The sequence below is a fragment of the Dickeya sp. Secpp 1600 genome, from assembly GCF_003049805.1.
GTDB lineage: Bacteria > Pseudomonadota > Gammaproteobacteria > Enterobacterales > Enterobacteriaceae > Dickeya > Dickeya fangzhongdai.
On the sequence record NZ_CP023484.1, the window covers coordinates 826,192 to 838,790 of the forward strand.

Genomic DNA, 12,599 nt, shown 5'->3' on the forward strand with positions numbered 1-12,599 from the left:
TGCCGGGAGCAGATTTGAACGCAGCTCGCTGCGGCCCGAAGGGCGAGGCCCAGGGATGGGCCGAGTAATAAAGCCAACGCATCGGTAACTTGAAGTATGACGGGGATAATTTACACCCAACTGATGCAGAGACAACACCATGAAAAAGATAACCATCATGGCCGCGGCGATGGCCTTCACGATGTCGTCCGGTCTGGCGCAGGCCCAGAACGAGCAGATTGTGTTCAGTACCCCTAATCTGGCGATGCCATTTGAAGTTCACATGCAGCGTACCGCGGTCAAGGCCGCCAAAGAACTGGGCGTTAACCTGCAGGTGCTGGACAGCCAGGGCAGTTCCCCGAAACAGGTGGCGGATCTGGAAAACGCCATCACCCGCGGCGCGCAAGGTTTTGTGGTGTCGCCTAATGACGTCAACGCGGTGTCGGGCGCGGTAACGGAGATTCAGGACGCCAAACTGCCGGTAGTGACGCTGGACCGCTCGGTGAAGACCGACAAGAAAGTGCCGCACTTCGGCGCCAACAACTACAAGGGCGGTCAGGCGATTGCCGATTTCGTCAAAGCGCGCTTTCCGAACGGCGCCGACATCGTGCTGCTGACCGGACAACCGGGTTCATCGTCCAATATTGAACGCACCCAGGGTATCCGCGACAGCCTGAAAGCGGGTGGCAGCAAGTATCGCCTGGTGGCGGATCAGACCGGCAACTGGATGCGTTCCGAAGGGATGCGCATCGTGGAAAGCGTGCTGCCGTCGCTGCCCAAGCGTCCGCAGGTGATTCTGTCGGCCAACGACGACATGGCGCTGGGGGCGATCGAAGCGCTGCAAAGTCAGGGGCTGAAACCGGGCGAAGTGATGGTGACTGGGTTTGACGCGGTGCCGGAAGCGCTGGCCCGCGTGCGTGACGGCTGGCTGTCGGTGACCGCCGATCAACGCCCCGGCTACGCGGTGACGCAGGCGATGACCCAACTGACCAACAATATTCGCACCAAGTCGCCGATCACCGGCGCGGATTACCCGCCGACCATGATCACCAAAGACAACCTGAACGACGCGGAACGTATCGGCGAAGCGGGCAAATAAGCGGACATACCACTCACGCACCGGCCCGGCGGCCGGTGCGCAACGAGGGCCATCCCATGACTGAACCCTTACTGAACATTACCGATCTGGCCAAGAATTTCTCCGGCGTCTGGGCGCTCAATAAAGTGCAACTGACGGTACTACCGGGAGAGATCCACGCCCTGCTGGGCGAGAACGGCGCCGGCAAGTCCACCTTGCTCAAGGCGCTGGCCGGTGCGCAACCCCAGACCAGCGGCGATATCCGCTTCAACGGCGAACTGCTGTCGCCGCAGGACTCGCCGGTAGAACGGCAGAACCGCGGCATCGTCACCATCTATCAGGAATTCAACCTGCTGCCCAACATGACGGTGGCGGAAAACATGTTTCTCGGCCGCGAACAGCAACGCAGCCGGCTGTTTGTCGATGCGCAGGCGGTCAATCAGGAAGCTCGCACGGTGCTGGAGTACCTGCAACTGAACATATCACCGACCACGCAGGTGGCGCGGCTGAGCGTGGCGCAGCAGCAGATGGTGGAAATCGCCCGCGCATTGACCCTCAACGCCCGGTTGATCGTGATGGATGAACCGTCCGCCGCGCTGAGCGATAGCGAGGTGGAGAGCCTGCACCGGGTGGTGCGTGAGCTGAAAGCGCGCGGCGTCAGCGTGATTTATGTGACGCACCGGCTGCACGAAGTGTTCCAGCTGTGCGACCGCTTCACCGTATTGCAGGACGGCCGTTACACCGGCTCCGGCAACGTGGCCGACATCGACGTGGCGGGCATCATCCGCATGATGGTCGGGCGCGACGTGGTGTTCAGCCGTCGCCCGCCGTCGGAAACCCATCATCAGGACAAACCGGTGCGGCTGGCAGTGAAAGGGCTGTGCCGGGAAAAACCGCCGCTCGATCCGCACGGCATCGCGCTCGACAACATCGGTTTTCAGGTGCACGCGGGCGAGATCCTCGGCATCGCCGGGCTGGTAGGCGCCGGCCGTACCGAGGTGGCGCGCTGCCTGTTCGGCGCCGACCCGTTTACCTCCGGCGAATTCTGGCTTGACGGCCAGGCCTATCACCCGGTCGATCCGCTGCACGCGCTCGATCAGGGCATTGCGCTGGTGCCGGAAGATCGCAAGAAAGAGGGCGCGGTGCTGGGCTTGTCGATCCGCAACAACCTGTCGCTTTCCAGCCTGTCGTCGCTGCTGCGCTGGCGCTACTTCGTCGACACCCGCCGCGAGGACGACCTGATCGAATCCTACCGGCAGGCGTTGCGCATCAAGATGGTGGACAGCGAGCAGGAGGTGCGCAAGCTCTCCGGCGGCAACCAGCAGAAAGTGATTCTGGCGCGCTGTATGGCGCTCAACCCCCGGGTGCTGATCGTCGATGAGCCGACGCGCGGTATCGACGTCGGCACCAAGTCCGAAGTGCATCAGGTGCTGTTCGATATGGCGAAACGGGGCGTGGCGGTGATCGTGATTTCCTCCGATCTGCCGGAGGTGATGGCGATTTCCGATCGCATCATCACCCTTAGCGAAGGCCGGATCACCGGCGAACTGCACGGCGATGACGCCACGGAAGAGCGGCTGATGACCCTGATGGCCATCTGCCATGACGCACCACAGGCCGCATAACGGAGATACCATGAGCATGCAGCAACCCTTATCCCGTACCAAACTGCCGGCGCCGGCTAACGGCCGGGGACGCATCGACCCGATCGCCTTCTTCGAGCGTTTCGGGGTGTTCATTTTCATGATCCTGCTGCTGATCTTTTTCCAGTCGCAGAACAGCAACTTCCTGACCGAACGCAACATCACCAACATCCTCACCGAGGTGTCCATCTACGGCATCATGGCGGTGGGGATGACCTTCGTGATCCTAACCGCGGGCATCGACCTGTCGGTTGGGTCGATTCTGGCGGTGTGCGCCATGACCGCCGCCTACGTGATCAAAGGCGATAATTTCACCACCGTCGATGCGCAAGCCTGGGGCGGCATGAGCTGGCTGGTAGGGCTGGGCATCTGTCTGGCGATGGGCACCGTTATCGGTTTCCTGCACGGACTGGGCGTTACCCGTCTGCGGTTGTCGCCGTTCATCGTCACGCTGGGCGGCATGACCATCTGGCGTGGCCTGACGCTGGTTGTCAACGACGGCGCGCCCATCGCCGGGTTTGACCCCGGTTACCGCTGGTGGGGGCGGGGTGATTTGCTCGGCATCTCCATCCCGATCTGGATCTTCGCACTGGTGGCGCTGGTAGGCTGGCTGGCGCTGCATAAAACCCGCTGGGGGCGCTTCGTCTACGCCATCGGCGGCAACACCGAGGCGGCGCGGCTGGCCGGGGTCAACGTGCAGCGGGTACTGGTCAGCGTCTACGTGGTGATCGGCGCGCTGGCCGGTCTGGCGGGGTTCATCCTCAGCGCCCGGCTGGGTAGCGCCGAAGCGGTGGCGGGCATCTCGTTCGAACTGCGGGTGATCGCCTCGGTGGTGATTGGCGGCACCTCGCTGATGGGCGGTTACGGGCGCATCAGCGGCACCATCATCGGCTCCGTCATCATGGGGATCCTGATTAACGGGCTGGTGCTGATGAACGTTTCGGCCTACTACCAGCAGATCATCACCGGGCTCATCATCGTGCTGGCGGTAGCGTTCGATACCTACGCCAAGAGCCGACGCGGCGCCATCTGACACAGGGAGCGACAGGCATGAAACAGGTTCGAATCGGTTTGATCGGCACCGGCTACATCGGCCGCGCCCACGCCATCGCCTATGCGCAGGCGCCGGTGGTGTACCCGCTCAAGGGGCAACTGGTGTGCGAGATGCTGGCGGAAGTCTCGCCGGAGCTGGCAAAGCAGCGGGCGCGGGAACTGGGCTTCGCCCGTTTCACCAGCGACTGGCATCAACTGGTGGCTGACCCGGCTATCGACGTGGTGGATATCTGCGCGCCTAATTTTCTGCATCAGGAAATGGCGATGGCGGCGATTCGCCACGGCAAACACGTCTATTCGGAAAAGCCGCTGGCGCTCAACGCCGCCGACGCGCGTGCGATGGCGGACGCCGCCCGTCAGGCCGGAGTAAAAACGCTGGTGGGGTTCAACTACATGAAGAACCCGGCGGCGCAACTGGCGAAAGAGATCATCGCGCGCGGCGAGATCGGCGAAGTGACCCATTTCTACGGCACCCATAACGAAGACTATCTGGCCGACCCGCTGAAACCGGCGGACTGGCATTGCTTCCGGCACACCGCCGGGCTGGGCGCGCTGGGCGACGTGGGCGCGCACATCGTCAATATGGCGCACTACCTGGTGGGTGACATCACCGAGGTGTGCGGCGATCTGCAGACGGTGGTGCCGCAGCGGCCGGTGAGCGCGGGCAGCGCCGACCGGGTGGCGGTGGAAAACGAGGATCAGGCGCACGCGATGGTGCGTTTCGCCAGCGGCGCGCGCGGGGTGATCGAGGCGTCAAGAGTGGCATGCGGACGCAAGATGGGGCTGAGTTATGTCATCACCGGCACCCGCGGCGCCATCAGTTTTACTCAGGAACGCATGGCGGAACTAAAACTGTACCGGCATGACGACCCGGTCAACCGACAGGGGTTTCAGACTTTGCTGATCGGGCCGCAGCACCCGGAGTACGCCGCGTTCTGCGCCAGCGCCGGGCACGGCATCGGTTTTAACGATCAGAAAACCGTCGAGGTGCGCGACCTGATCGACGGCATCGCCGCCGGGAGTCCGCTGTGGCCCGATTTTGACGAAGGTTGGCGCGTCTCCCGGGTGCTGGACGCCATCGTGCTGTCGCATCAGGCCGCGCGCTGGGTGGCGGTACATGAGGTGGCAGTGCATGAAGCGGGATAACGGTCGTGCCGACGTGTTGTCGATTTCCTTTTTTGACTGACAGGAATGGGCGTTATGAGTACGGAAAAGCAGTTTGATGTGATTTGCATGGGACGCGTGGCGGTGGACCTGTACGGTCAGCAGATCGGCGCGCGTCTGGAAGACATGGGCAGTTTCGCCAAATACCTGGGCGGCTCTTCCGGTAACGTGGCCTACGGTACCGCCCGGCAGGGGCTGCGTTCCTCAATGCTGGCGCGGGTGGGTGACGAGCACATGGGGCGCTTTCTGCGCGAAGAGTTGCAGCAGGTCGGCTGCGACACCAGTCATCTGGTAACCGATCCGACGCGCCTGACCGCGCTGGTGCTGCTCGGCATCAAGGATCGGGAAACCTTTCCGCTGATCTTCTACCGCGATAACTGCGCCGATATGGCGATCACGCCGGAGGACGTCAGCGAGGATTACATCGCCTCGTCGCGCTGTCTGGCGATCACCGGCACCCATCTGTCGCACCCGAACACCCGCGAGGCGGTGCTGACTGCGCTGCGTTACGCCCGTCGTCACGGCGTGAAAACGGTGCTGGATATCGACTACCGGCCGGTGCTGTGGGGGCTGACTTCGTTAGGCGACGGCGAAACCCGTTTCATCGAGTCAACGGCGGTAACGGCGCAACTGCAACAGGTGCTGAACCTGTTCGATCTGATCGTCGGCACCGAAGAGGAGTTTCATATCGCCGGCGGCAGCACCGACACCCTACAGGCGCTGCGTCAGGTGCGGGCGCATACCGCGGCGGAGCTGGTGTGCAAGCGCGGTCCGCTCGGCTGTTCGGTGTTCACCGGCGACATTCCGGCGTCGCTGGATGAGGGCATTACCGTCAAAGGCGTGCGCGTCGAAGTGCTCAACGTGCTGGGGGCGGGCGACGCCTTTATGTCCGGTCTGCTGCGTGGCTACCTGAGCGGCGAGGGCTGGGAGAAAGCCTGCGCTTACGCCAACGCCTGCGGCGCGCTGGTGGTGTCTCGCCACGGCTGCGCCCCGGCGATGCCGAGCCGCATCGAGCTGGATAACTATCTGGCGCGCGCCCATGCGGTGCCGCGGCCGGATCTGGACCCGGAACTGAACCATTTACATCGCGTCACCACCCGCCGTCAGCGCTGGGAAGAACTGTGCGTGATCGCCTTTGATCACCGCAGCCAACTGGAGGAGATGGCGCTGGCCTGCGGTGCCGATCGCCGCCGGATCCCAGCGCTTAAGCAGTTGATTTTGCAGGCCAGCCAGCAGGCGGCGCAGCAGGCCGGACTACAGAGCGCCGGATCATCATCGGGTAAAGACGGATTGCCGTCCGGCAAGGCCGGATTATCGCCCGGCAAAGCCGGATTATTATGCGATGGCACCTTCGGGCAGGACGCGCTCAATACCATTACCGGGCAAGGCTGGTGGATCGGTCGCCCGATCGAACTGCCGGGTTCGCGCCCGCTGGTGCTGGAGCACGGCAACATCGGCTCGCAACTGGTGAGCTGGCCGCTGGAGCATGTGGTGAAGTGCCTGGTGTTTTTCCACCCGGAAGACGACAGCCCGTTGCGGCTGACGCAGGAACGGCAGGTGAGCGAGGTGTATCGCGCCTGCTGTCAGTCCGGCCACGAACTGCTGCTGGAGGTGATTCTGCCCGCCGACATGCCGCGCAGCGATGATCTTTACCTGCGGGCGATCCAGCGTTTCTACAACATCGGCGTCCGGCCGGACTGGTGGAAACTGCCGCCGCTGTCCGCCGACGGCTGGCAGCGGCTGGAGCGATTGCTGGCAGAGCGCGATCCCCACTGCCGCGGCGTGGTGATCCTCGGGCTGGACGCGCCGATCGAAATATTACGTCAGGGGTTCAACGCCGCCGCCGGTCAACCGGTGGTGAAAGGGTTCGCGGTGGGGCGCACGCTGTTTGCGCAGCCGGCGCAGCAGTGGCTGCGCGGCGATATCGACGATCGGCAACTGATCGCCGACGTCAAAGATAACTACCTGCAACTGATCGCCCTGTGGCGTCAACGCGGCTAAATCCATTTATTATGAGAGGGAATCGAGAATGACTGTTCAACTGGGTATCAATCCGCTGACCTGGACCAATGATGACCTGCCGTCGCTGGGGGCGGAAACTCCGCTGGAAACCTGCCTGAGCGAAGGGCGTCAGGCCGGTTTCGCCGGGTTCGAACTGGGCAACAAGTTCCCGCGCCAGTCCGGCGTGCTGGGGCCGATTCTGAAAAAACATGGGCTGAGTCTGGTTTCCGGCTGGTATTCCGGCCAGTTGCTGACCCGTTCGGTAAAAGACGAGATCGCCGCGGTGCAGGATCACCTTAACCTGCTGCGCGAGCTGGGCGCCACCGTACTGGTGTTCGCCGAAGTGACCGGCGCGGTGCATGGCGATCAGCGTACGCCGGTGCATCTGCGCCCGCGTTTTCCGGCGACGCGCTGGCAGGAATACGGCGACAAGCTCAGCGAATTCGCCCGCTATACCCAGCAGCAGGGCGTGCAAATCGCCTATCACCACCATATGGGCACCGTGATTGAAACCGCCGACGACGTGGATCAACTGATGACCCACACCGGGCCGGAAGTGGGCCTGCTGCTGGATACCGGTCACCTGACCTTTGCCGGCGCCGACCCGCTGGCGGTGGCGCAGCGCTGGGTGCAACGCATCAACCATGTGCACTGTAAAGACATTCGCCCCGAGGTGTTGAAAGAGGTGAAAAACCGCAAAACCAGTTTTCTGGATGCGGTGTTGAGCGGCGTGTTCACCGTGCCGGGCGACGGCTGCGTCGATTATCCGTCGCTGTTCCGGCTGCTGAAAGCGCATGATTATCAGGGCTGGCTGGTCGTGGAAGCCGAACAGGACCCGGCGGTGGCGCATCCGCTGACTTACGCCACGCTGGGGTTCAACAATCTGCAGCGGTTTGCCCGCGACGCGGGTCTGATCTGACTGTTGCAGGCAGGGAGGTGGGCGATGTCTGAATTACTGTCCCGTTATCATGCGCCGGATAAGCAAGGTCGTATCCAGCAGATTACCCCGGCTCGCGCGGGCTGGCGTCATGTCGGGTTTGAGGTTTACCAGTTGTCGACCGGCGCAACGCTGGCGCTACCGGCGGTGGTCGAGGAGCGCTGTCTGGTGTTGGTGGGCGGTCGGGCGACGGTGGCGACGCCGCAGGCGCGGTTTGAGCATATCGGCGATCGCATGAACCCGTTCGAGCGCAAGAAACCCTGGGCGGTGTACGTCGCGCCGGGAGAAACGGTGACCGTCACCGCCGATACGCCGCTGGAACTGGCGGTATGCGCCGCGCCGGGGTGGAGCAATCATCCCACCCGGTTGATCGCCCCGCAGGATATCGGCGCGCAAGCGCGCGGCAGCGGGCGCAACCGCCGTTTCGTGCACAACATCCTGCCGGAGGACAAGGTGGCGGATAGCCTGCTGGTGGTCGAGGTCTACACCGACGAGGGCTGCACCAGTTCTTACCCCAGCCACAAGCACGATGTGGACAACCCGCCGCAGGAAACGTATCTGGAAGAAACCTACTATCACCGGCTCAACCCGCCGCAGGGGTTCTGCCTGCAACGGGTCTACACCGAGGATCGCTCGCTGGACGAATGCATGGCGGTGTATGACCGGGACGTGGTGATGGTGCCGCGCGGTTATCATCCGGTGGCGACGCTGGCGGGCTACGACAGCTACTACCTCAACGTGATGGCCGGGCCGGTGCGCCAGTGGCGTTTTAGCTGGGAGCAGGACCACCAGTGGGTGAATAGTGCGGAATACGCGGCAAAGCACAGCGGGTGAGGTTTTTATCGTGCAGATAAAACCGGGTTGCCAACCCAACTGGTCATGTTGTTTGGTATGGTGAAGTCTGTCTGGGCAGTGAATGGTTTCGTGCGGAATGAACAGAGCCGTTTCTTTGCCATTTCATCGCACGCACGACAAGGAGAGGCTCAGCGCCGCCTCTCCTTGACCACTGGCTTGGGGGCTAAACTGCGCCGCTTCGCGGTCCCTTCGGCGTTCGCCTTCGCTGTTCGGGCCGCCCGTGACGCGTTCCAGACGCGGCACGGGCTTTCGCCGCGTCCATGCGGCTCACCCGGCGAAGTCGTCCACCTCAGCACAGTTTTTGACGCCGGAAAACCCTTTCACCCTGTACTTAAAGGGTTTGTCAGCAGTTGGACTCAGGTTTAGTACCCCTGCCGCGCTTTTCTGACTTCTTCCCCTAACTGCCACACCGCCATCGCGTAGTGCACGCTGTGGTTGTAGCGGGTGATGGCGTAGAAGTTAGGCAGGCCGTACCAGAACTGGTAGTAGCTGCCCATGTCGAGGCGCAGCAGGCTGGCTTCCTGATAGCCGCCCAGTGCGGCACTCGGGCGCAGCCCCGCTGCCGCCAGCGTCGACAGGGAGTAGCGGGTCTTGAAGCCGGTTTCCAGCGCGAAGGTTTGACCGCTGGCGGTCACCGCTACCTGGCCGTTAGGCTGCCAGCCGTTCGATTTGAAGTAGTTGGCGACGCTGCCGATGGCGTCGACCGGGTCCCACAGGTTGGGAATACCGTCGCCGTTGAAATCCACCGCGTATTTCTTGAACGCCGACGGCATGAACTGGCCGTAGCCCATCGCGCCGGCAAACGAGCCGCGCAGCGACAGCGGGTCAAAACCGTCTTCCCGCGCCATCAGCAGGAAATACTCCAGCTCGCTTTTGAAATACTCGGCGCGGCGCGGGTAGGCGAAGGCCAGCGTCGCCAGCGCATCGAGAATGCGGGTTTTACCCATCACCCGGCCCCAGCGGGTTTCCACCCCGATAATACCGACGATGATCTCCGGCGGTACGCCGTAAACCTGTTGAGCGCGATCCAGCGCGTCCTGATACTGGTTCCAGAACGCCACGCCGTTCTGCACGTTATCCGGGGTAATGAACTGCTTGCGGTAGCGCAGCCAGGCGCCGTTGGGAATGTTGGAGGGGGTTGCCGTTGACGGCGACGGCGCCTGTTTGTCCATCAGCCGGATCACCCAGTCCAGCCGCTGCGCCTGCGCCAGCACGTCGTGCAGTTGCTGCCGTTCGAAGCCATACTGCCGCACCATTTTGTCCACGAAACGGTCCACATCCGGGCTGTTGGCGAAATCGCCGCTGGTCAGCAGACCGCCGGCGTGGGCGGGGGATAACAGAAAACCGCCGGAGGGAGCAGTGGCGGCGGGCGTACCGATAATTTCAGCCCCGGTGGGCTCGGCGGATTTATTGCTGCAGGCGGACAGCGCCAGCAACAGCGGAAAAACAGCAACCAGGCGACGCATCAGATATCCATATAATTCAGTCAAAAACAACGTGGCGGTCATGGTAGCGCAACGTCCATAGGGAAAAAACCGAATTGTGGGTCCGTTGGGTTATGCTTCCGGCTGCTGTTCCTGCTCCATGATCTGAATCAGGTGATCGGTAAACGCGGAAACCGCTTTCGGCAGCGTGCGGCCTGCCAGCGTGTTCAGTTCGATGTTGAGTCCGTTTAGATCCTGGCCGGTGATCGGCACCGCCACCATATCGTGATCCTTCAGGTATTGCCGCACCACCAACTCGGTGGAAATGACTACGCCGTCGCAGTAACGGGCGAACGCCAGCAGGGCGCTGATGGAGGTGGTTTCAAACGCCGGATCGATCAGCAACCCCTGACGGCTGCAGCAGGCGTCGAACAGCCGCCGGGTCAGGATGTGGCGAACCGGCACGCCAAGCGGATAACCCGCCAGTTGCGACAGGCGCAGGCTCGATTTCTCCGCCAGCGGATGGTAGCGCTGCATCACCGCCACCAGCGGCGAGTGCAGCCGGTAGGCGACATGAATGTTGGCGGTTGGTATCTGACTGAACGTCAGCCCGATGTCGCTTTCGCCCTCATTCAGCCGGCGCGCCACTTCTTCGGCCGTCGCCACCAGCAACTGAAAACGAATATAGGGGTAATGCTGGCGAAACGAGGCGATCGCCATCGGAATAAAATCCAGGCTAAATCCCGCCGTGGAGACAATGCGTACGTCGCCGCGGCGCAAGCCCTGCAGTTCCCGGATTTCCTGCGTCACTTGCTCGGTTTCCAACTGATTGCGAAAGGCGTAAGCCGCCAGCAGTTCTCCGGCGGCGGTGGGGGTCATACCGCTTTTCCGCCGTTCAAACAGCGTGGTGTTGAGCCGGTCTTCCAGCCCACTGACCTGGCGACTGATGGCGGAACCCGCCACGTTGAGTCGCAAGGCGGCCTCACTAATGGAACCACAACGCACCACTTCCAGAAAATAGCGCAGGGCGGTGTCCTGCAGATAGCGAGCGGTCATGCGACTCCCTCAATGATTGAAGTTTGCCGTTTCGGCAATGAGGTGGTGAAAAAGTTGAAATAGCAGTATGGATGGCGGGTGTCTAGTATGCAATCAGGAGGGGTTGCCGGCACAGGGAAAAAGCGTCGCAGAACGCACTGGCTTCAGGCAATGACAACATCACACAGGGGGAATCAGGACAGATGGGGCATTACACGAGAAAAAAATCATATTGGGTGCTGTTCCTGCTTTATATCGGCTGGTGCGTGGCTTTTATCGATCGCGTGGTGCTGAGTATGGGATCGACGCAGATGGCGAAAGAGCTGTCGCTGTCGCCTAGCGAGGTTGGGCTGGTGCTGAGCGCTTTTTATTTCGGCTTCTGGTTGATGCAGTTGCCCGGCGGCTGGCTGGCGGATCGCTTTGGCGCCAGGGTGGTGGTAGCGATGGCGATCGCCATGTGGTCGCTGTTTACGTTCCTGACCGGCATCGCCTGGTCGTTGACGGCGTTACTGGTGATTCGTTTTCTGTTCGGGGTGGGGGAAGGCGCCTATCCTTCCGCTTCCGTCAAGAATGCGGCGGAGCAGTTCCCTCCGAGTGATAAGCCGCGCATGACCTCGCTGCTGATGTCTTCCAACTATGTGGGCAGCATGATTGCGCCGTTGCTGATCGCGCCGCTGATTCTGGCGTTGGGCTGGCGTCATGCATTCATGGTGATTGGCCTGTTCGGCATCGCCTTCGTGCTGGTATATACCCTGACCGTCAGCGCCAAACCAGCATGGGTGTCCGATGAACCGGAACGCCTGAGCGGTGCGGAGTGGCGCGACGTAATGAAAAATCCGCTGTTATGGCGGCTGGCGGCGGTCTGGTTCGGTCTGAGCCTGATCAACAAGGGGCTGGACTCCTGGATGCCGATTTACCTGATGACCGAACGCCATCTGGATCTGAAAGCGGTGGGGGTGCTGTTGCCGATCCCCTACGTGATGGCCGGAGTGGCGACCGCCTGCGGCGGCTGGGTGATGACCCGTTTCTTTGATGGCCGCGAGCGGGTGATGCTGATGGGCTGCGCCTTGCTGACCGCCTTGTTCCTGTATCTGATGTACAGCGCGTCGACCATCACCGCCGTGGTGGTGGCTCAGTCCTGCGCCTACTTTTTCAAATCGTTCGTGCTGGCAATCGCGGTGGCGCTGCCGACCAAGGTGCTGGCTTCGCGCATGGTGGGATCCGGCATCGGGGTGATCAACGTGGGCGGTCAGGCGGCCGGGTTTATTGCGCCGCTGGTCATTGGCGCGATGGTGGAGTATTTCGGCTATCCCTCGGCGTTTTTGTTTCTCATGGCGGCAGCCGCGTTCTCGGCGGTGGTGAGCCTGACTATTCATACGCGCCCGTCGGTGAAAACCGATATGGCGGCACAGGTTTGACGTTAAACGTGT

At 62.1% G+C, this 12,599-nt stretch carries 10 protein-coding genes; 8 read left to right on the forward strand and 2 right to left on the reverse strand.

Going from position 1 to position 12,599, the window contains the following annotated elements; genetic code table 11:
• Positions 1 to 139 precede the first annotated feature (139 nt).
• From CPA59_RS03845 to iolB, 7 genes are read left to right on the forward strand one after another with little or no spacing between them, the layout of a single operon-like run.
• Positions 140 to 1,078 carry a substrate-binding domain-containing protein gene (locus CPA59_RS03845; RefSeq protein ID WP_033111610.1) on the forward strand — a complete coding sequence of 313 codons (939 nt, stop codon included), beginning with the start codon at positions 140 to 142 and terminating at the stop codon, positions 1,076 to 1,078.
• Positions 1,079 to 1,134: 56 nt separating this feature from the next.
• Positions 1,135 to 2,682: a sugar ABC transporter ATP-binding protein gene (locus CPA59_RS03850; protein ID WP_049853600.1), complete on the forward strand. Its 1,548-nt coding sequence runs from the start codon at positions 1,135 to 1,137 to the stop codon at positions 2,680 to 2,682.
• Between the two features lie 16 nt (positions 2,683 to 2,698).
• The gene (locus CPA59_RS03855) at positions 2,699 to 3,733 is read left to right on the forward strand and encodes an ABC transporter permease (protein ID WP_038668909.1); all 1,035 of its coding nucleotides are present in this window, start codon (positions 2,699 to 2,701) and stop codon (positions 3,731 to 3,733) included.
• Between the two features lie 17 nt (positions 3,734 to 3,750).
• Positions 3,751 to 4,899, forward strand: coding sequence for a Gfo/Idh/MocA family protein (locus CPA59_RS03860; protein ID WP_107758724.1), 1,149 nt, complete (start codon positions 3,751 to 3,753; stop codon positions 4,897 to 4,899).
• Between the two features lie 54 nt (positions 4,900 to 4,953).
• Positions 4,954 to 6,918 carry a 5-dehydro-2-deoxygluconokinase gene (iolC, locus tag CPA59_RS03865; protein ID WP_038917926.1) on the forward strand — a complete coding sequence of 655 codons (1,965 nt, stop codon included), beginning with the start codon at positions 4,954 to 4,956 and terminating at the stop codon, positions 6,916 to 6,918.
• Between the two features lie 28 nt (positions 6,919 to 6,946).
• Positions 6,947 to 7,837, forward strand: a complete 891-nt coding sequence (iolE, locus tag CPA59_RS03870; protein WP_038917927.1) for a myo-inosose-2 dehydratase — start codon at positions 6,947 to 6,949, stop codon at positions 7,835 to 7,837.
• A gap of 24 nt (positions 7,838 to 7,861) precedes the next feature.
• Positions 7,862 to 8,689 carry a 5-deoxy-glucuronate isomerase gene (gene iolB, locus CPA59_RS03875; RefSeq protein ID WP_038917928.1) on the forward strand — a complete coding sequence of 276 codons (828 nt, stop codon included), beginning with the start codon at positions 7,862 to 7,864 and terminating at the stop codon, positions 8,687 to 8,689.
• Between the two features lie 383 nt (positions 8,690 to 9,072).
• Here the strand turns inward: iolB and mltB are convergent, their stop codons facing one another.
• Together mltB and CPA59_RS03890 are read right to left on the reverse strand one after the other, a co-directional pair.
• Positions 9,073 to 10,176: a lytic murein transglycosylase B gene (gene mltB, locus CPA59_RS03885; RefSeq protein WP_038920800.1), complete on the reverse strand. Its 1,104-nt coding sequence runs from the start codon at positions 10,174 to 10,176 to the stop codon at positions 9,073 to 9,075.
• Positions 10,177 to 10,266: 90 nt separating this feature from the next.
• Positions 10,267 to 11,190: a LysR family transcriptional regulator gene (locus tag CPA59_RS03890; protein ID WP_100848974.1), complete on the reverse strand. Its 924-nt coding sequence runs from the start codon at positions 11,188 to 11,190 to the stop codon at positions 10,267 to 10,269.
• Between the two features lie 182 nt (positions 11,191 to 11,372).
• Here CPA59_RS03890 and CPA59_RS03895 point away from each other — a divergent pair, with 182 nt between their 5' ends.
• Positions 11,373 to 12,587, forward strand: a complete 1,215-nt coding sequence (locus CPA59_RS03895; RefSeq protein ID WP_038917930.1) for an MFS transporter — start codon at positions 11,373 to 11,375, stop codon at positions 12,585 to 12,587.
• The last annotated feature ends 12 nt before the right edge of the window (positions 12,588 to 12,599 follow it).

Coding starts and splice junctions, on each gene's coding strand:
- iolC (WP_038917926.1), top strand. CDS start 4,954: ATGAGTACGGAAAAGCAGTTTGATGTGATTTGCATGGGACGCGTGGCG.
- CPA59_RS03860 (WP_107758724.1), top strand. CDS start 3,751: ATGAAACAGGTTCGAATCGGTTTGATCGGCACCGGCTACATCGGCCGC.
- mltB (WP_038920800.1), bottom strand. CDS start 10,176: ATGCGTCGCCTGGTTGCTGTTTTTCCGCTGTTGCTGGCGCTGTCCGCC.
- CPA59_RS03855 (WP_038668909.1), top strand. CDS start 2,699: ATGCAGCAACCCTTATCCCGTACCAAACTGCCGGCGCCGGCTAACGGC.
- CPA59_RS03890 (WP_100848974.1), bottom strand. CDS start 11,190: ATGACCGCTCGCTATCTGCAGGACACCGCCCTGCGCTATTTTCTGGAA.
- CPA59_RS03850 (WP_049853600.1), top strand. CDS start 1,135: ATGACTGAACCCTTACTGAACATTACCGATCTGGCCAAGAATTTCTCC.
- iolE (WP_038917927.1), top strand. CDS start 6,947: ATGACTGTTCAACTGGGTATCAATCCGCTGACCTGGACCAATGATGAC.
- CPA59_RS03895 (WP_038917930.1), top strand. CDS start 11,373: ATGGGGCATTACACGAGAAAAAAATCATATTGGGTGCTGTTCCTGCTT.
- CPA59_RS03845 (WP_033111610.1), top strand. CDS start 140: ATGAAAAAGATAACCATCATGGCCGCGGCGATGGCCTTCACGATGTCG.
- iolB (WP_038917928.1), top strand. CDS start 7,862: ATGTCTGAATTACTGTCCCGTTATCATGCGCCGGATAAGCAAGGTCGT.